The organism is Sporosarcina sp. QA0331 (assembly GCF_055808055.1).
The window spans coordinates 4135001-4153616 of the sequence record NZ_CM147850.1 but is presented as its reverse complement, the minus strand read 5'-3'; the positions used below and the strand labels follow the sequence as shown (position 1 = coordinate 4153616).

Below are 18616 nucleotides of genomic sequence, written 5' to 3'. Positions count from 1 at the left end.
AGATGAATGGTGTGCTTATAGATAGTTTTAGTAACTGTTCAATTTCCTCAAAAAGTGGTTGGTTTAAATAACCCTTAATTGGATGGTTCTCGAAAATGTTTTATATTATAAAATTATTACGTATAGAATAAAAAAAATTATAAAAAGGAGTAAGGCATGAAAGTAGCTCTCATAGTTTCATTCATTTTTGTATTTATTGTTTTAGCTGTCGGGCTAATTTTGACCATATCCGCAGCTAATTCTATGAATAAAGGTTACAAGGGTGAAAACAGTTTTTCTTCTCTGCTATGGGCTTATGTTCTAACAATCCCATTTATTATTATAGTAGTTCTTGTAGGTATATTTATATTTTATTAACAACAGAGGACGGTTCGGAACCAGTGAAATAGTACATGTCGTTCTCGTGTCTCAGGAACCGTCTAAAATTGCTTAAAAATGGGGGAACTAAAAAGTTATTGGAGTTCCTTATAGTTTAGACATTTTCAAACATTCCCCCATTATTTCTTAGCGCGTAGATAAACCTAGAAATGCCTTCTTTTATTGAAGCTTCGTTCCCTTTGCCATAAGTAAATCGAACGTATCCATTTTTTGAGCCCATTATTTTCCCAGGTACAAATGAAACGCCTTTTTTCATGGATTCTTCAAGTAACTTATATTCATCAATTTCGTGATTTATTTTACACCACAAATGAATTCCGCCTTGTGGCACTAAATATGTAACCTCATCTTTAGATAAGCTGTCCAATGCCAAAATTAACGCATTTCTTCGCTCCCTCAGTTGAATCCTTAAATCTGAAACGTGTTTGTCAAATTGGGGGGAATCTAGAAATTGATTCGCTATCCATTGCGGAAAAACACTATGGCCAAAGTCAATTTGCTGTTTACCGTCTGACAAGCGTTTAATCACTTTTTCCGGACCAATAATCCAACCAATGCGCAGTCCTGATGCAACCACTTTTGATAACGAACTAATGTATAATACATTATCATTATCGTCCATTGACTTTAACGTAGGTCCAATGCACCCGTCGAATGACGTCAAATTATAAGGATCATCCTCTATTATGGGGAAACCGTGCTTTGATGATAATTCCAATATTCTCTTTCGGCGTTCCAGCGACATTTTCGTGCCAGTAGGATTTTGATAATCAGGATTTAAGAAGAGCATACGAATTCGATGTTTTCTTTGTAAAGCTTCAATATCATCAGGATTTACACCATGTTGATCAACTGGAAGTAAGAGCGTTTTAACACCAAATGATTGAAAGATCGGTAAAGAGAATGCATAGGATGGGTCTTCAATCGCTACTGTATCCCCTGGTTTTAACAAGCATTGAACGATTAAGTGTATTGCTTGCTGAGCACCCGATGTAATCAATATGGAGTCTGGCTTAACTACCATACTTTTATACGTTTTCATATGTTTACAAATGGTCTCCCGTAATCCCGCATCGCCTAAAGGATGATCGTAACCTAAATGCTCATCAAACGCATGCTCCTTAAGAATCCTAGCGAATTGGACGTTAGGTAGTAAATCTGCTGCAAGTTCCCCGCTTGATAGGTTAATCATTCCTTTTTGCTCAGTTTCATTACGAAGTTTCTGTACCAACGGAAGATTCGGAAGAAATGAGCCATCCTCTACATATCTCCCCCAATTGGGAACCCTTTTATGAGTTAGCCCCCATATATCCGTATTTATATATGTGCCGCTCCCTATCTTTCTGACAATTAATCCGACTGCCTCTAGCTCATCATAAGCAGTCACCACCGTACTCCTATTAATCTGTAAGTTTTTTGCTAACTCACGTTCAGATGGTAATGGCTGGTCCTGAGATAAATCTCCCGATATAATTGCATTCTCTACTTGTTCTACAAGTTGCCTATACATAGGTTTTTTTATTGAACGGTCTAGCATAAATTGCATTATACTCCACCCTTTATTTGCAAGTTTTCATATAACAAATTATGTATTATGCTCATAATGATACAGTAAATGCTATTATAGCATCTCCTGACATCAGTATCCTGAAGTAGTGTTAAAGATGACCTTGGCCATGAATCGGATGACAGTCACTCAAACAAATAAAACAAACGTGAATTTCCCCACTTGTTCAACCTTTCATGAAGATTAATCTCACTTTAGATCCTTGCTCCCAACTCGTAAACTTCTTCCATTTATGCAATAATAACAGAACGAACGTTTCATCATTTAATGAAAGGAGGGGCTAGTGTGAAGCCAGTCATCCTAGCTGAAAAACCATCTCAAGCGAAAGCGTATGCAGACGCTTTTTCTGTGCGAAAGAACGAAGGGTTCCTGGAGATCAACCCATGCCCGATTTTCCCTGAAGGTGCGTACATCACATGGGGTGTAGGCCACTTAGTCGAGTTGAAAGAGCCGCATGCGTACAACCCTGCTTGGAAGCGTTGGTCGCTCGGAAGTTTGCCGATCTTGCCTGACCGATATGAGTTTCAAGTGGCGAAGGGAAAGTTCAAGCAGTTTCAGATCGTAAAGAAGCTCATTCGTGGGACGGATACGGTCATTAACGCTTGCGACGTGGACCGTGAAGGATCGAACATCTTCTATAGCATTTATTATCAAACAGGCGCCCGTAACCAGACGATCAAGCGTCTTTGGATCAACTCACTTGAAGTCGATGAAGTGCGGAAAGGGTTTGCAAATTTACGAGACAACCGCAAGGACTTACAGATGTATGAAGAGGCGAAATCCCGTCAGATCAGCGACTGGCTCGTCGGGATGAATGCTTCCCGATTGTATACACTTTTATTGAAAGCGAAAGGGGTTCAGGAAGTGTTTCCGATCGGTCGTGTTCAGTCTCCTACGGTGTACTTGATCTATCAACGGCAGCGCGAGATTGAGACATTCGTATCGGAACCGTTTTTTGAAGTGGAAGCGACGTTCAAAGCGGAAAACGGTACGTATAAAGGGAAGGCGAAAGCGAAGGAGCCAAAACGGGAGATCATTCAGGAACTGCTTGCGAAGCATGGAATCCAGCCGAATTCTTCTGGCAGTATCACTTCTGTCAACCATACCGATAAGCGGACGCCGCCACCTCAGCTCCATTCCCTGTCAACTTTGCAGGCGACAGCGAATCGGCGTTGGAAGATGAGTCCGGCAAACGTATTGAAGACGATGCAAGGCTTGTATGAGAAGAAGCTTGTCACCTATCCTCGGACAGATGCGCGTCATATTACGCCGAATGAATTTGCGTATTTGAAGGACCAAGTCGGCGATTACCAACAACTGATCGGACATCCTTTCCCTGTCGCTTCTCTTGCTCCGAAAAAACGGTATGTCGACAGTTCGAAGGTGCAGGAACACTATGCCATCATTCCGACGAAGAAGATTCCGACACAAGCTGTACTTGGCCGACTCTCTCCGATTGAACGGAATTTGTATGAGGAAGTCGTCCGTACGACGCTCGCCATGTTCCATACGGACTATTTGTATACAGAGACGAAAGTAACGACGGATGTGAACGGACTTCCGTTTTTTACGACGGGCAAAACGGAAAGAGATTTAGGATGGAAGGCTTTATTCCATCGGTCAAAAGATGAAAAGGACGAGCCTGCTTTGCCGCCGCTTCGCATGCAAGAGACCGTAGAGTCCGATATCGGCATTAAAGAGGGCAAGACGATGCCGCCAAAGCCATACACGGAAGGTCAGCTCATCGCAATGATGAAAACTTGCGGGAAATTGGTCGAGGACAAAGAGGAAACGGATATTTTGAAAGAAATCGAGGGGCTCGGAACGGAGGCAACACGAAGCGGTATTATCGAAACGATTAAAAAGCATGGCTATATAACCGTGTCTAAAAACATTGTATCGATTACAGAGAAAGGCCGTGTGCTTTGTCAGGCAATCGAAGGGAATCTGCTTGCCAGCCCATCGATGACGGCGAAATGGGAAACGTATTTGCAGAAAATCGGCAATGGTGAAGGAAGCGGACAGCATTTCCTCGACAATATTTCAAAGTTCATCGCGAAGCTATTGGATGATGTGCCGAAGCAGTTGGAAGCAAAGCCGATCGATGCGACGAAGGTTCCGCCGCGGCAATCAAAATCGCGTGGATCTTATCAAGCGGCAGAAGTCGCCCCGTGCCCGGCTTGCAAAACAGGCATGATTCTCGCCCGGAAAGGGTTTTATGGCTGCAGCAATTATAAAAATGGATGTAAACAAACTTTCCCGGGGATATTTCTGAAGAAGAAGCTGACACCTACACAAGTAAAACTTCTTTGCACAAAAGGTAAAACGAATACGATTAAAGGATTCACCGCCAACAACGGCAATAAGTTTGATGCGAGCCTTTCCTTGGAAAACGGAAAGTTAAATTTGGAATTTCAAAAATCCACTTAAGCCTCAAAGGCCCAAGTGGATTTTTTACATTCTATTAAACATTCAATTCTTCTTTACTTCCTACATCATCCAATGACTTATCTCTCCCAACCTTATGCATGTCCAACACATGCTGGGATGGCGGGATTAGGAAGCTTAGTACAATAATCGTTACTCCTGAAACGATGACGCCGGAGAAGACTGGCATATGCCATAGTTCATCCAACAAGCCGATAAATCCTTCAGAAGCCGTCGTTGGACCTGGCACGCCAGTTATAGATGTAACGATGTAGTAGATGAGCCCGACGGTAATACTTGCCCAGACGGCCGGCGTGCTCACACGTTTCCAGAACGGCCCTAATACGATCGGCCAGAACAATGTAACGAACACGATATCCCAAGCTAAGTAAGCCAAGTCGATTACTTTTTGCGCACCGATTGCCAACACTAAACCTAATGCGGCACTTAGCAGAATAATACTTCTTGAAATGAACAATAGCTTTTTCGGCTCGGGATTTTTATTGATGAAATCCAAGTAAATGTTTTTCGTCACGATTCCTGAAGTCGCCACATAACAAGCCGCTACAGTCGACATCCCCATCGCTGCCATCGCAGTTAAGAAGATAGCAGCTAAGATTGGTGGGAAATACCCTTGCGCAAAAGCAAGCATTAACGTTTCCGGATTGGAGCTGTTCGGGTAGATTGATTTGAACGCTTCCCCTAACATGCCCGGGATCCAGCTGATCGCAATAACAATGGAACCTGCGATGATCATACTCTTTTGAGCAACACGCGGGCTTTTCGCCGCGGCAACCCTTTGCCCTAAATCGACTGCAGGTATGTCCCCTAACGCCAATACTAAGTACAGCGTCCAGAACTCTACCCCGCCACGATTCAATAACTCACTAATATTCCACCATTCCGGATTGAATGTAACGTCCGGATAATAGAAGAAGATGAAAATCGAGATTCCCAATATGCCGGCAATAGCAAGCGCACCTTGCACAATCTCCGTATAGGCAACCGCCCATAATCCGCCGATGACTGAGTACAATGCCGTCAACGAAACGAACAGTATGGCTGCTGGAATAAAATCAATTTGGAAAAGTTGTTGGATAATGTACGTACCACCAACCGTCAATGCCGCAGCGTTGAATACACCGAAAGCGACGGCCATAACGATGCCAGTATACGCACCTAACTTTTTACTGCCGTATCGTAATCCATAATAATCGGCCAACGTCCAGCCTCTTAATCTTCTAAGCGGTTTCGTCCAAATAAGAGCGCCTAAAATCATACATGTTCCGAGGCCTCCCATAGTCGCGGAACCTTCAAAACCGCCGCTCGTATAGCCTGAACCGATCGCTGCGAAGAAAAACGGAGCCGCCAACATTGCAGCAACCAAACTGCCCGTCACGACAGGCAGCGGCATGCTCCATCCTGCTACAATCAAATCTTCGGCCGTATTAACCCGTTTATAGCCTTTGTAGCCAATATAGTAAATAAAAATCAAGTACAATCCAAATACAACAATATTCATCGTTCCAATTACTCCCGTCTTTTTCTTAGCCGTTCATGACGACGCCGCCATTTGGCGTTAAAATTTGTCCTGTATAGAAATTTGCGTTGTCCGATGCTAAAAACAAGACACTTTTTGCAATTTCCTCTGGGTGAGCCAACCGTTTCAACGGGTATTTGGCCGATTCTTCTTCGACGTAATTATCTCCGAAAGCCTTAAGGATATTTGTATGCGTGCCGCTTGGCGCTACCGCATTCACTAAAATATGCGGAGCCAACTCACGCGCCAATGCTTTCGTAAATGCATTGATGCCGCCTTTCGCAGCTGAATAATGAGTAAACTCTTCACACCCTAAACTTCCGATATCCGAAGAGATGTTAATGATCTTTCCTTTGTTTTGCTGCTTCATTCTTTTAGCAGCTTCACGGCTGTTATTGAAACAGCCGTAAAGATGGACTTTGATCATTCGATCCCATTGTTCATCCGTCATCTCCGTAATCGGAGCGTCTTGCGCAAACCCTGCGTTATTCACTAAAATATCAATGCCGCCAAACTGTTCATCCATATAGGCGTACATTTCACGAACTTGGCTTGATTCGGATACATCTGCAAGGTACGTCAATGCACGGACACCGTGTTTTTCGACTTCTTGGCGAGTTTGCTCGGCTACTTCCTGATCACCGATATAATTAATCAAAACGTTTGCTCCGTTCTCGGCAAATTGGAGGGCAATCGCTTTTCCGATTCCCATACTTGCGCCTGTTACGAGCACGTTTTTCCCTTCAAGACCTAACTTCATTTCACTTCACCTCATAATTCGAATCGTTTGATCAATGACTGGAGTTCTTCCGCAGTTTTATCCAATGATGCGGAAGCCTCAATCACTTCTTCCATTGATCTCACTTGTTCATTCGTCAATTTCGAAACGTTAATCGACAGATCAGCCGATTGCTCTGATGCTATTTTCATATTCGTTACCGACGCGGCCACTTCTTCTGAAGAAGCTGAAATCTCTTGTGATGCAGCCGAAATTTCTTGGATTTGATCCGCAACTTGCTCAGCAGAAAGAACAATCTCTTTGAAGATGTCTCCGGCTTTCGCTGTTTGATCCAATCCGACGCGCACATTCTCTTTCCCTTTTTCCATTACTAAAAGAGAGTCATTTGAGTTGGATTGAATATGATTAATGAGCTTATAGATTTCGGAAGCTGAATGCGCTGATTGCTCCGCCAATTTCTTTACTTCTCCCGCTACAACAGCGAAGCCTTTTCCATGTTCACCAGCTCTTGCCGCCTCTATCGCAGCGTTCAAAGCCAACAAATTCGTTTGTTCCGCAATAGCTGTAATAAAATCTACAATGTCGCTAATGCGGTTTGAGTTTTCATTCAAGCCTTGTATCGTTTCATCAATTTGATTGACAGACTCATTGATCAATTGCATTTGGTCAATGACTTGCTGAATGACTTCATTTCCTTCTTTCGCAGCGTTTGAAGTAAAATACGACGATTCGGAAACGGTATGTGCAGATTCTGCGATACGTTGAATGCTCGTTGCAGACTCTTCCATAGCAGAAGCTGTCTCCACTGTCATGACCATCGTCGTTTCAGCGTTTTTCGCAAGATGATCGATTTCTTTCGAAACATTCGTCGCATTGCGATAAGACTCTTCAGCAGTAGTTGTAAGCTGTGTTGCAGACGATGCAACGATATTTGATGTGTTTCGGATATTCATAATGACGTGCTGCAAATTGGATACCATCTCTTTAATGGAGCCAGACAGTTTTCCGACTTCATCTTTTGATTCATCCAATTCCACATCACGCAAATCGCCGCCTGCTACTTGATTGGCAATGAGAACCGCTTTGTTCAATGGGCTGAGCAAACGGATAATCGTAAAGAATAAAACTGCAAATAAAATAACAAGCCCGATAACTGCGATGACAATTTGCTTCGTAATGCTTTTTTTAATGGTCGCTTCGATATAGTCGGCTGAGTAATCGATGCCCAAGACAGCGATTGTATTGCCTTTTTGATCCTGTATTGGACTAAATACCGTTCTCCACGACCCAAAAGTGTCTTCAAAAATACTGGTGACTGCCGGCTTGCCATTTTCGATCGCCTGCTCTGCAGCTGTCATATGTTCGGGTGCAATATCAGTGAACAATTCGCCGACTTCATACACTTCGTTCAAATTATTCGTATAGCCAACAGTGTTAACACCGCCATCTTCCATTTTCCAAATATAGCTCCAAAACATAATGCCTTGCTGTTCCAAAATATGATCCAACTGATTCTGGACCTTTAAAAAGTCGGTATCAGATTCCCCTTTTGCGTTAAAAACCTTTTCTACATCTTTCGCATCCAACTGCATTGCCGTCAATAGACCGACGCTTGTCAGCTCTTGCTCCAGATCGCTTTCCAGCTGATTTTTCAACTGAGAAATGCTTTGGACCGTTGTGACAGCGAACAAAGCGATAACAATTGCAAAAACAGTAAGCAATAATTTGAATTTAAGCGGAATGTTTTTTAACAAACGCATACCTTTTCTGCTCCTCCATTTGTAAATATTTTATGCAATAAAAAATACCCATTTCAAATTGAGAAATAGGCAAAATAAAAAACCAGAAAAAAATCTAGTTTCATGCGGCTCAGCCATCATAGCAATAATTGCTTTAGACCCGGAGCTTTGCGTCCCTCTCTTTCGAAAGGTTTGCCAACTATATTACTTGAAAATAGTACCATAGATTTTCAGAATAGGCAATAAAAAGTACTATTTTTTCTAAAACAAATAATTACATTAGCACTATCTACTACAGGATTATTGTTATTGAAAAAGTTAATTGCAGTATCGCACTTTTGATCCAGTTAAATTTAATCTATTTCTTATATAAAAGCGGGTAAGTAAAAAAATTATACTACAATTCGCAAACACCTCCCCGATTTATTGCCCATTCCGAATAAACAATTGACAATACTTTTAAAACTAGTTACTATTTATTTGAACAGCGGTCAAATGAGGAGGTACTATGTCATCACGGAAATCTGCGCAACGTGATCTGACTCAAGAGATGATCATGGAAGCTGCAAGAGACTTATTCATCGTAAAAGGATATCAGCACGTTTCGATGCGGCAAATAGCGAAAGAGCTCGGTTATAGTCATGGAGCCATATATTATCATTTTACAAATAAGGCAGAGCTATTTTATGCACTGGTGGAAGAGCATTTCAGCATGTTGGAACAAAAGTTAAAGGAGCTCGCACAAGCCCCTCTGGCCCCGCGGGAAAAACTTGAAGCCATCTTGCTCGGCTATATCGAGTTTGGTTTAAATCATCAAAGCCATTATGAAATCATGTTTTTAATCAAAGACGAAGAAGTGCTGAACTTTATCAATCAAGGCCCGAACAAAACGTATGAATTGTTTGCTCAAACCGTACATAGTTTGAGTGAGAAGCAGCTCTCGATTCACGAGATTTGGTCTATTTTCTTATCCTTGCATGGATTTGTCACACACTATTTGCGGCATGTCGTCCAATACGAAGATGTGTTGGATATGGCAAAGGCACACGTCCAGTTTTTGTTGAAAGGTATCTTTCAAAGTTAGCCATCTATTGGCTTTCTTTTTTCACTCCATTTGAACAGTGGTCAAATAATGAACTAGGGGGATTTTTATGAAAAGAGCACTAGTGTTGGGAGCTTCCGGCGGAATGGGATATTCGATTGTGAATGAATTGATTAGCAGAGGTGTGGAAGTGACGGCATTCGCCCGTTCGGAGCAGAAACTGAAACGTTTGTATGATGGGCGTCAGGAAATCACCATTCAAGCCGGGGATGTTTTTAATTTACAAGATCTCATGGCCGCATCTGAAAATGTCGATGTCATTTACCAAGCAGCTAATATCCCTTATCAGGAATGGGAGAATAAACTCATCCCTTTCATCGAAAATGTTTTAAAAGCGGCGGAAATCCAAAAATCAAAGCTTGTATTGGTTGAAAATATTTATGCTTACGGCAGATCGGCCGGGGCCAAGGTGACGGAAAACACACCAAAACAGCCGCATACAAAAAAGGGGAAGATTCGTTTACAAGTGGAGCAGCTTGTCAAACAATCAAACGTTCCAACAATCATTGCCCACTTTCCAGATTTTTATGGTCCGAATGCGGAAAATACGATATTGCATTTCACATTAAAGGGAGCTGTTCAACAAAAAAAAGCAATGTTCGTCGGTGACCAAACCATTGCAAGGGAGTTTATTTACACACCGGATGGAGCGAAGGCAGCGGTCAACTTATCCTTGCATGACAATGCGTATGGACAAAACTATAATATTCCTGCCTATGACGTCATTAGCGGGGAAGAAATCATTCAGATTATCCGCGAATTTTCCGGATATAACAAACCAGTCCGAACTGTATCGAAAAATCAAATACGGTTCTTAGGTCTTTTCAATGCTAACATGCGTGAAGTGGTTGAAATGTTCTATTTGAATGAAGAACCGGTTGTATTAGATGGTACTAAATATGAAGCCGAAATCGGCCCGCTTCCTCGCACTTCTTACAAGGAAGGGTTGAAATGTACGATAGAGCACATGATGCGCACGTTGTGAATTAACGACAAAAACGTCACTCCCTAGTATAGGAAGTGACGTATTTCATTGATTACATACGCTTCGGCCAAAAACTCCATTTGCCCAGCAGCACTAATAGCGCTGGAATTAGCAACGGTCTGATGATAAACGTGTCGATTAAAATGCCAAGCGCCATGATGAAGCCGAATAGCTTCAATTCATAAATCGGCATTGTCGCAAGTACGAGGAATGTCGCTGCTAAAATCAATCCTGCGGAACTGATGACTCCCCCGGTACGCTCCACCCCTTTTCGCACCGCATCGTCAAATGGCAGTACTTTCATCTCTTCTCGAATTCGCGCGATGAGCATGATGGAATAGTCGACGCCAAGTGCAACGAGGAAGACAAATGCGTAGAGCGGGATCCGATAGCTAAGTCCATCGAGGTTCAGGAACACTTCGAATAAGAAGTACGCCAAGCCGACGGTAGCCGTAAACGACAACAAGATGCTTCCGATCATGTAAATCGGTGCGACAATCGATCTTGTTTGGAAGCCTAACATGATGGTGATCAAAACAGTCATTAAGACCATAACGATCCATGTATCCCGGTCGTTGATGTCCCTCACATCTGCATGGACCGCCGTTTCGCCTGAAATATACATTGTCGTATCCGTTAGGTTAGCTTCCTTCAAGATCTTTTCGCTATCTTCTCGAAGATTCAAGACAGCATCGAATGCTTCCTCATCGTACGGATTGCCTTCAAACGTAACAGAGAATTTTGCCGCAGTTCCATCCTCATTCAAAGGATTGCCCTGCGTCGTTATTTGGGCAATGGCAGGATCTTCTTCTATCCGCTCAATTACTGCCTTCATTTCTTCCATGCCTAATTGATTATTAGAGACAAGCAGCAATGTACCTGGCGCTAAGCTTCCTTCCGAAAAGTCCGCCCCTAACCGCTCATATCCCACTCTAGATGAAAGATCCTCCGGAAAAGAAGCGATCAAATCATATGACTCTTTCATATTCGTCATATTCCAAGTACCTAAAGCCAGTAGCAGTAAAATTGGAATCAAGAATTGCCATGGCTTTTTCGTTACAAAGGTTGCCACCTTGCCCCAAATCGTTTTCTTCTCGACTGTAGCTTCCCCATACTTCGGTACGACCGGCCAAAACGCCTTCCTGCCGATCAATGCAAATAATGCCGGCAATAACGTCAATCCTGCAATAAGCATTGCACCTGCCGCAATTGCAAATACTGGCGCAAAGTTACGGTACGGCTCATATAGAGCAAAAAACAACGTTGCAACGCCCAACACGATCGTACTTCCGCTGAAGAAAATTGGCTCTTTTACATGCCGCATCGTTTCTCTCATCGCCAAATTTGCATTCTCATGCACTTTCAATTCTTCTCGATAGCGAGAGAAAATGAGCAACGAATAATCCGTAACGACAGCAAATAAAAGAATCGTCATAATCGACAGCGCCTGGCTATCAACGCCAAACCAGCCTTGTGCAGTCGTGAAACCAACTACTCGATCGACAACCGCGTAAACGATCCCTGCACCCACTAAAGGGATCAAAGTCAATAAAGGAGAGCGGTAAATGATTAATAGCAATACCAAAATAAGCCCGACAGTAGACAACAACAGGACGATATCCGCTTGGCTGAAAAGCTCGACCGCGTCTGATGCAATTCCGGCCGGTCCCGTCCAAGATAATTCAATTCCATCTGCGACTTGATCACCGACAGATTCCTTAATGGATTGAACTAATTTGTTCATATCCTTTCCTTCAAGGTTTTGCGGCAATGATAGCGGAATGAAAAATGTTTTTTCATTCTCTGATAAGAATGATGAGCGTTGCTCAGGCTGTAATTTGGATAAAGGAATAACCTCGACCTCTTCAAACGCTTTATCCTCTTTCAAAGATTCAATAACTTGCGCAAAGTTGACGACTTCTTCATTCGTTAGACCGCTATCTTTATGGAACACTGCAAATAGCGGGATTCCTCCGTCATTCGGAAAGTACTTTTCAAGCTGGTGGGCAGCCACAATGGAAGGCGCGTCAGACGGTAGGCCTGCGTCTTTATTGGCAACGACGTTTTCTTTGCTTCCCGGTGCAATTGCGGATAGCAGAACTGTAAACACAAGCCAAATTCCGATAGAGATCCACCAAATTCGCCTTCCTTTTAATTTTCCTTCAGTCATTAGCGTCTTCCTTCTCTCTCAATAAGAAATGTCACTAAAACAAATAGCACAAAGCTGATGAGCAGAACGCTTCCACCGACAATATAGAAGATAAGTGAGAATGTTTCATTTACACCGAACGGGTTCATAAATTGGAGCCACATTCCTGCCGTCAGACCGATGGATCCGATAATTGCGGTCCAACCATGAGCGGCAACCATCTTTTTCGCACGGACTTTGTAGATTTTGTAGAAGACACCCCAAGCGAAGACAGATAACCAACCGACGACGAGGATGTGCGCATGAATCGGACGGAAGGCGTACGATCCAGCCCCTGCCATATGGGATCCTAAAAATGCCCCGATTACTCCAAAGATCGCTGATATCCTAATAAGCCGTATACTCCATTTTTCTTGCATGTCATTTCCTCCTGTTTCGTTCATGTTATACCCTTATCTTAAAGAGCCAACATGAACGGAACATGAACAGAACATTACAATTTAGGAAGCGTGACCGTAAATGTCGTTCCTACCTCTTCCTCACTATCGATTTCTATGCGGCCCTCATGGAGCTTCACGACTTGATGGACAATGGAGAGTCCGAGCCCTGTCCCCTCGACTTCCTGCGTCCTGGAATGGTCGACTCGGTAAAAACGATCAAACAGCCTGCTCAAATGTTGAGCTGCGATTCCTGCCCCGTTGTCCTGAATTGTGACTTTCACTTTATCCGTTCCATCTGTCAGGCGAATGTCGATTTCTCCACCCGTCTCCGTATATTTCAACGCATTGGAAAGCAGATTCTCCCATACCTTTTCTAGAAAAGCAGGATCCCCTGTTATATCGGCTTCATCCAGCTCCATGACAAGCGACATCTGCTTTTCCTCCAAAAGCCATCTTTGCTTACGAATGACTTCTTTTAATTGCTCATCCAAACGGAATTTGATTGGTTTCAAAGGGGACTCTAATTGGTCGAGCGACGTTAATAGCAATAATTGCTTCGTCAATGAAGAGAGTCGCTCCGTCTCGGAATGAATAACTTTTGCGTAGCTTTTCCGCTCCTGTTCGGGCAATTCACTATCCATCAGCAAATTGGCGTATCCTTTAATGTTGAGCAAAGGCGACTGGAAATCATGTGAAACATCGCTGATGAATTCCTTACGCATCCGATCATTTTCACTGAGCTTCTCGGTCATACGCTGAAAACTTTGTGCTAGCTGGCCGATTTCATCCCTCCGATGGATATCAAGTGTGCCCGTGAATTTCTCGTCGCCGACCTTTTTTGCTGCCACAGTCAGCTTCGTAATTGGCTCAATCAATTTCTTCGCGACAATCAACATAGATAAAAGACTGACAATCGCCATGACGACGACCATGCCGCCCAATAGAAAATGGACTTCCGTGAACAGCATTTTAATATTCGGTCTCATGAAAAGTGCATACGCTTCCCCATTATATGTAAATGGAACGCCTACTGTGTTTGCGAGTTGGTCGGAGAAAAAGCCGGTCATGAATGTCTCCGTCTCTAAATCCCTCATACCGTGGTATAGTTGTCTATCCAGTACCTGTTCCACTGATGCGGTCCTTAAATTCTCCACCCGAAATGGCGCACCATACATGCTTGCCTCCCGATTTTTATTCACGATGAATAATTTATAGCCGGAGGCAGCCTGCGTTCTAAAATAGCTTGCTAAATCGGAAGGCTTCTCCGTCTCGATGTAGTCAGCAATTGCGAGTGCAATATCCATGTTCTTAGCGTCATTTTGCCCTTTCAATTGCTGATGATAATATGTATTCACTATGAGAAAAGCAATGACAGCACTCGTCAGCATTATGCCTGTTGTGAAGGAAAGGAATTTTCCATAAAGGGACCTCATGTTCCGGACACCTCAAGCTTATAGCCAACTCCGCGGACTGTTGTTATACGAATGTCATCAGGCAGCCCTTCCAGCTTATCGCGCAGCCGTTTGATATGGACGTTCAGTGTCTGCTCATCCCCTTCATAATCGAAGCCCCATACGCGCTCAATAAGGAAGTCACGTTCAAACACTTGGTTCGGCTTGGAGGCTAGAACAGACAGCAATTCAAACTCCTTCAATGGAAGCAACAACACTTTTTTCCCAATTGACACTTCATAGCTTTGTCTGTTGATCTTAAGCGGCCCTGTCTGTATGAGCACATCGACTGCTTTGTCATACCTCCGTAAGATGGCATTGATCCTGAACAAAAGCTCCCTCGGCTCAAATGGTTTAACGACATAATCATCGGACCCCGCCAAAAAGCCTTTTTCTTTATCCTCCAGCTCGCCTTTCGCTGTCAGCAATAATACAGGTATATCAGCTTCCGATCGCAGCCTCTTCGTCAACTCAAATCCATCCATCCCGGGCATCATTACATCAACAACCGCCAAGTCTGGAAGTTGTTCCTCTAGCTTCGCAAGTGCCTGTGCACCATTAGCAGCCTTGATCACTTCATACCCCGCTTGGGATAAATGGATATTTACCAACTCCAAAATATTTGGATCGTCGTCCACGACAAGTATTTTCATATTTATCTTCCTTTTCCTTTTAAATACTTCCGGATCTCTGCATTAAGCAGCCCTGAAACCATCAGTATGACAGCCGTCAAATAAAACCACAAAACGAGCAGGATGATTCCGGACAGCTGTCCATAAAGCCTTGTATAATCAACATTTGCCACATAGCTTCCGAAAAATAGTGAGAACAGCTGCCAGCCGATTGCAGAGAAAATCGCTCCCGGCAATACTTCCTTCACTTTCATTCTACCTGTCGGAACAACTTTGTAAAACAATAGGAAGAACAGGAACAAAAACAATGTCCCAAGACCCCACTTCACCATCGGCCATACAGTCTTCCAGCCGTGCCATTGCTCGACCGTATCATAATAGGTCACGACTTCATGCAAAGCTCTCTCCACTAACGGAAGGAATAGTGACAAGGAAAGGATCAGCATGAATAACAAAGTGACGCCCAAATCCCGAATCAGCACTTTCCAAAAAGCATATCGTCTGACATAGCCATATGCCTGGTCCAAGGAGCGTGCCAATGATTGCACAGCAACCGACGACAGCCAAAATGCGGCTGCCAAACTTGTGTATAACACGTTCCCTTGCACCTTGAAAATAATCGCCTGTACATTCTGCTCAATGATCACATAAGCCTCACTTGGAGCAAACGGCCGAAGAAACGCCAAAAACATCTCTTCATCTACAGGCAAATAACTAAGCAAGGAGAACAGGAATATGAGAAAAGGAAACATCGATAACAGTAAATAATACGCCGTCTGCGCCGCCTGATCAAAAAAACGCTCTTTGAAAAACCTCTTCGCTACATTGCTTACAATCACCTTCTCTCACCTCCTCCCTTCAATATACCCTATTCTTCCAGAAGAAATTGAATGCGTGAAAATTAATTGGTTGTGGATTGCTGGGGTGGACTTTGGATGGATTGTATTGGGAGTTGAGGAGCTTGCTTTGGACGCGGGTGGGCTTGTTTTGGGAGAGGAAGGTACCTCTTTGGACGTGTGGAAGCATGCTTTGGGAGAGGAAGGCATCTCTTTGGACGCTTAGAGGCTTGTTTTGGACGCGCGGATGCCTGCTTTGTACGAGGGAGGCTTCTCTTTGGACGCGCGGATGCCTACTTTGGACGAGGGAGGCTTCTCTTTGGACGCGCGGAGGCTTACTTTGGAGGGAGGCAGCTCTTTGGACGCGCGGAGGCTTACTTTGGACGAGGGAGGCTTCTCTTTGGACGCGCGGATGCCTGCTTTGTACGAGGGAGGCTTCTCTTTGGACGCGCGGAGGCTTACTTTGGACGCGCGGATGCCTGCTTTGGACGAGGGAGGCTTCTCTTTGGACGCACGGAGGCTTGTTTTGGACGAGGGAGGCATCTCTTTGTACGCGCGGAGGCTTGCTAAGCTGTAATTGGATTTCAATAATATTAAACACAAAAAAACCACCCCCACAGGGATGGTCTTTGCCCGGCGACGTCCTACTCTCACAGGGGGAAGCCCCCTACTACCATCGGCGCTGAAGAGCTTAACTTCCGTGTTCGGTATGGGAACGGGTGTGACCTCTTCGCCTTCGTCACCAGACTATGTATGAACGATGCTTGTTCGTTCAAAACCGGATAAAACCAACATTGTTGCCGAACTCAAGTTCAACCGTATTTCTTAACTGATAAGGTTAAGTCCTCGATCGATTAGTATCCGTCAGCTGCACGTGTCGCCACGCTTCCACCCCGGACCTATCCACCTCATCTTCTTTGAGGGATCTTACTTACAAATGTAATGGGAAATCTCATCTTGAGGGGGGCTTCATGCTTAGATGCTTTCAGCATTTATCCCGTCCACACATAGCTACCCAGCGATGCCTTTGGCAAGACAACTGGTACACCAGCGGTGTGTCCATCCCGGTCCTCTCGTACTAAGGACAGCTCCTCTCAAATTTCCTGCGCCCGCGACGGATAGGGACCGAACTGTCTCACGACGTTCTGAACCCAGCTCGCGTACCGCTTTAATGGGCGAACAGCCCAACCCTTGGGACCGACTACAGCCCCAGGATGCGATGAGCCGACATCGAGGTGCCAAACCTCCCCGTCGATGTGGACTCTTGGGGGAGATAAGCCTGTTATCCCCGGGGTAGCTTTTATCCGTTGAGCGATGGCCCTTCCATGCGGAACCACCGGATCACTAAGCCCGTCTTTCGACCCTGCTCGACTTGTAGGTCTCGCAGTCAAGCTCCCTTATGCCTTTGCACTCTACGAATGATGTCCAACCATTCTGAGGGAACCTTTGGGCGCCTCCGTTACACTTTAGGAGGCGACCGCCCCAGTCAAACTGCCCACCTGACACTGTCTCCTGCCCGGATCACGGGCAAGGGTTAGAAGTCCAATACAGCCAGGGTAGTATCCCACCATTGCCTCCTCCGAAGCTGGCGCTCCGGATTCCAAGGCTCCTACCTATCCTGTACAGGCTGCACCGGAATTCAATATCAGGCTACAGTAAAGCTCCACGGGGTCTTTCCGTCCTGTCGCGGGTAATGCGCATCTTCACGCATATTATAATTTCACCGAGTCTCTCGTTGAGACAGTGCCCAGATCGTTACGCCTTTCGTGCGGGTCGGAACTTACCCGACAAGGAATTTCGCTACCTTAGGACCGTTATAGTTACGGCCGCCGTTTACTGGGGCTTCAATTCGAAGCTTCGCTTGCGCTGACCTCTCCTCTTAACCTTCCAGCACCGGGCAGGCGTCAGCCCCTATACGTCACCTTACGGTTTTGCAGAGACCTGTGTTTTTGCTAAACAGTCGCCTGGGCCTATTCACTGCGGCTCTCTCGGGCTTTAACACCCTACCAGAGCACCCCTTCTCCCGAAGTTACGGGGTCATTTTGCCGAGTTCCTTAACGAGAGTTCTCTCGATCACCTTAGGATTCTCTCCTCGCCTACCTGTGTCGGTTTGCGGTACGGGCACCTCCCGCCTCGCTAGAGGCTTTTCTTGGCAGTGTGAAATCAGGGACTCCAGGGATAATTCCCCTTGCCATCACAGCTCAATGTTATAGGAACGGGATTTGCCTCGTTCCACACCTCACTGCTTAGACGCGCATGACCAACAGCGCGCTCACCCTATCCTTCTGCGTCCCCCCATTGCTGATAACGGCGGGGAGGTGGTACAGGAATATCAACCTGTTATCCATCGTCTACGCCTTTCGGCCTCGACTTAGGTCCCGACTAACCCTGAGCGGACGAGCCTTCCTCAGGAAACCTTAGGCATTCGGTGGAAGGGATTCTCACCCTTCTTTCGCTACTCATACCGGCATTCTCACTTCCAAGCGCTCCACCAGTCCTTACGATCTGGCTTCGACGCCCTTGGAACGCTCTCCTACCACTGACACCAAAGGTGTCAATCCGCAGTTTCGGTGATCCGTTTAGCCCCGGTACATTTTCGGCGCAGCGCCACTCGACCAGTGAGCTATTACG

14 protein-coding genes, 2 rRNA genes and 1 riboswitch (1 of these 17 only partly in view) are annotated in these 18616 nt (G+C 44.8%); of the genes, 5 read left to right on the top strand and 11 right to left on the bottom strand.

Features of this window, described 5'->3' with window-relative positions; translation table 11 throughout:
- Positions 1–472: 472 nt before the first annotated feature.
- A complete protein-coding gene (pdxR, locus tag AC0L13_RS21100; protein ID WP_473642696.1) occupies positions 473–1924 on the bottom strand; it encodes a MocR-like pyridoxine biosynthesis transcription factor PdxR in 1452 nt (483 codons plus the stop codon).
- Positions 1925–2230: 306 nt separating this feature from the next.
- Between pdxR and AC0L13_RS21095 the strand changes: the two genes are divergently transcribed.
- Entirely contained in the window at positions 2231–4375 is a 2145-nt protein-coding gene (locus tag AC0L13_RS21095; RefSeq protein WP_473642694.1) for a type IA DNA topoisomerase, read from the top strand.
- A 34-nt stretch (positions 4376–4409) separates the two neighbouring features.
- Here the strand turns inward: AC0L13_RS21095 and AC0L13_RS21090 are convergent, their stop codons facing one another.
- Genes AC0L13_RS21090 through AC0L13_RS21080 form a run of 3 tightly spaced genes read right to left on the bottom strand, consistent with a single transcriptional unit; the run spans position 4410 to position 8411 of the window.
- Positions 4410–5894: a sodium:solute symporter family protein gene (locus AC0L13_RS21090; RefSeq protein WP_473642691.1), complete on the bottom strand. Its 1485-nt coding sequence runs from the start codon at positions 5892–5894 to the stop codon at positions 4410–4412.
- A 25-nt stretch (positions 5895–5919) separates the two neighbouring features.
- On the bottom strand, positions 5920–6672 hold the full coding sequence (locus tag AC0L13_RS21085) for an SDR family NAD(P)-dependent oxidoreductase (protein WP_473642689.1): 753 nt from the start codon (positions 6670–6672) through the stop codon (positions 5920–5922).
- Positions 6673–6683: 11 nt separating this feature from the next.
- Positions 6684–8411: a methyl-accepting chemotaxis protein gene (locus AC0L13_RS21080; RefSeq protein ID WP_473642687.1), complete on the bottom strand. Its 1728-nt coding sequence runs from the start codon at positions 8409–8411 to the stop codon at positions 6684–6686.
- Between the two features lie 100 nt (positions 8412–8511).
- Positions 8512–8597, bottom strand: a riboswitch (cyclic di-GMP riboswitch).
- 301 nt (positions 8598–8898) lie between these two features.
- Here AC0L13_RS21080 and AC0L13_RS21075 point away from each other — a divergent pair.
- Both AC0L13_RS21075 and AC0L13_RS21070 read left to right on the top strand, forming a co-directional pair.
- Complete coding sequence (locus AC0L13_RS21075) at positions 8899–9474, top strand: TetR/AcrR family transcriptional regulator (protein WP_473642685.1); 576 nt, start codon at positions 8899–8901, stop codon at positions 9472–9474.
- A gap of 67 nt (positions 9475–9541) precedes the next feature.
- On the top strand, positions 9542–10477 hold the full coding sequence (locus tag AC0L13_RS21070) for an SDR family NAD(P)-dependent oxidoreductase (RefSeq protein WP_473642683.1): 936 nt from the start codon (positions 9542–9544) through the stop codon (positions 10475–10477).
- Positions 10478–10529: 52 nt separating this feature from the next.
- Here the strand turns inward: AC0L13_RS21070 and AC0L13_RS21065 are convergent, their stop codons facing one another.
- From AC0L13_RS21065 to AC0L13_RS21045, 5 genes are all read right to left on the bottom strand, one after another.
- Positions 10530–12647 carry an MMPL family transporter gene (locus AC0L13_RS21065; protein ID WP_473642681.1) on the bottom strand — a complete coding sequence of 706 codons (2118 nt, stop codon included), beginning with the start codon at positions 12645–12647 and terminating at the stop codon, positions 10530–10532.
- The gene (locus tag AC0L13_RS21060) at positions 12647–13045 is read right to left on the bottom strand and encodes a hypothetical protein (protein WP_060203917.1); all 399 of its coding nucleotides are present in this window, start codon (positions 13043–13045) and stop codon (positions 12647–12649) included. The genes AC0L13_RS21065 and AC0L13_RS21060 overlap by 1 nt, the downstream gene beginning before the upstream one ends.
- Positions 13046–13119: 74 nt before the next feature.
- On the bottom strand, positions 13120–14499 hold the full coding sequence (locus AC0L13_RS21055) for a sensor histidine kinase (protein ID WP_473642679.1): 1380 nt from the start codon (positions 14497–14499) through the stop codon (positions 13120–13122).
- Positions 14496–15170 (bottom strand): response regulator, encoded by a 675-nt coding sequence (locus AC0L13_RS21050; RefSeq protein WP_473642677.1) that lies wholly within the window; start codon positions 15168–15170, stop codon positions 14496–14498. Before AC0L13_RS21050 ends, AC0L13_RS21055 begins: the two co-directional genes overlap by 4 nt.
- 2 nt (positions 15171–15172) lie before the next feature.
- On the bottom strand, positions 15173–15988 hold the full coding sequence (locus AC0L13_RS21045; RefSeq protein WP_473642675.1) for a YihY/virulence factor BrkB family protein: 816 nt from the start codon (positions 15986–15988) through the stop codon (positions 15173–15175).
- Between the two features lie 55 nt (positions 15989–16043).
- Here AC0L13_RS21045 and AC0L13_RS21040 point away from each other — a divergent pair, with 55 nt between their 5' ends.
- Both AC0L13_RS21040 and AC0L13_RS21035 read left to right on the top strand, forming a co-directional pair.
- Positions 16044–16211 carry a hypothetical protein gene (locus AC0L13_RS21040; protein ID WP_473642673.1) on the top strand — a complete coding sequence of 56 codons (168 nt, stop codon included), beginning with the start codon at positions 16044–16046 and terminating at the stop codon, positions 16209–16211.
- A 51-nt stretch (positions 16212–16262) separates the two neighbouring features.
- The gene (locus AC0L13_RS21035; RefSeq protein ID WP_473642671.1) at positions 16263–16562 is read left to right on the top strand and encodes a hypothetical protein; all 300 of its coding nucleotides are present in this window, start codon (positions 16263–16265) and stop codon (positions 16560–16562) included.
- Between the two features lie 54 nt (positions 16563–16616).
- Here the strand turns inward: AC0L13_RS21035 and rrf are convergent.
- Positions 16617–16732 (bottom strand): 5S ribosomal RNA (gene rrf / locus AC0L13_RS21030).
- A gap of 87 nt (positions 16733–16819) precedes the next feature.
- A 23S ribosomal RNA gene (locus tag AC0L13_RS21025) occupies positions 16820–18616 on the bottom strand (it continues 1137 nt past the right edge of the window).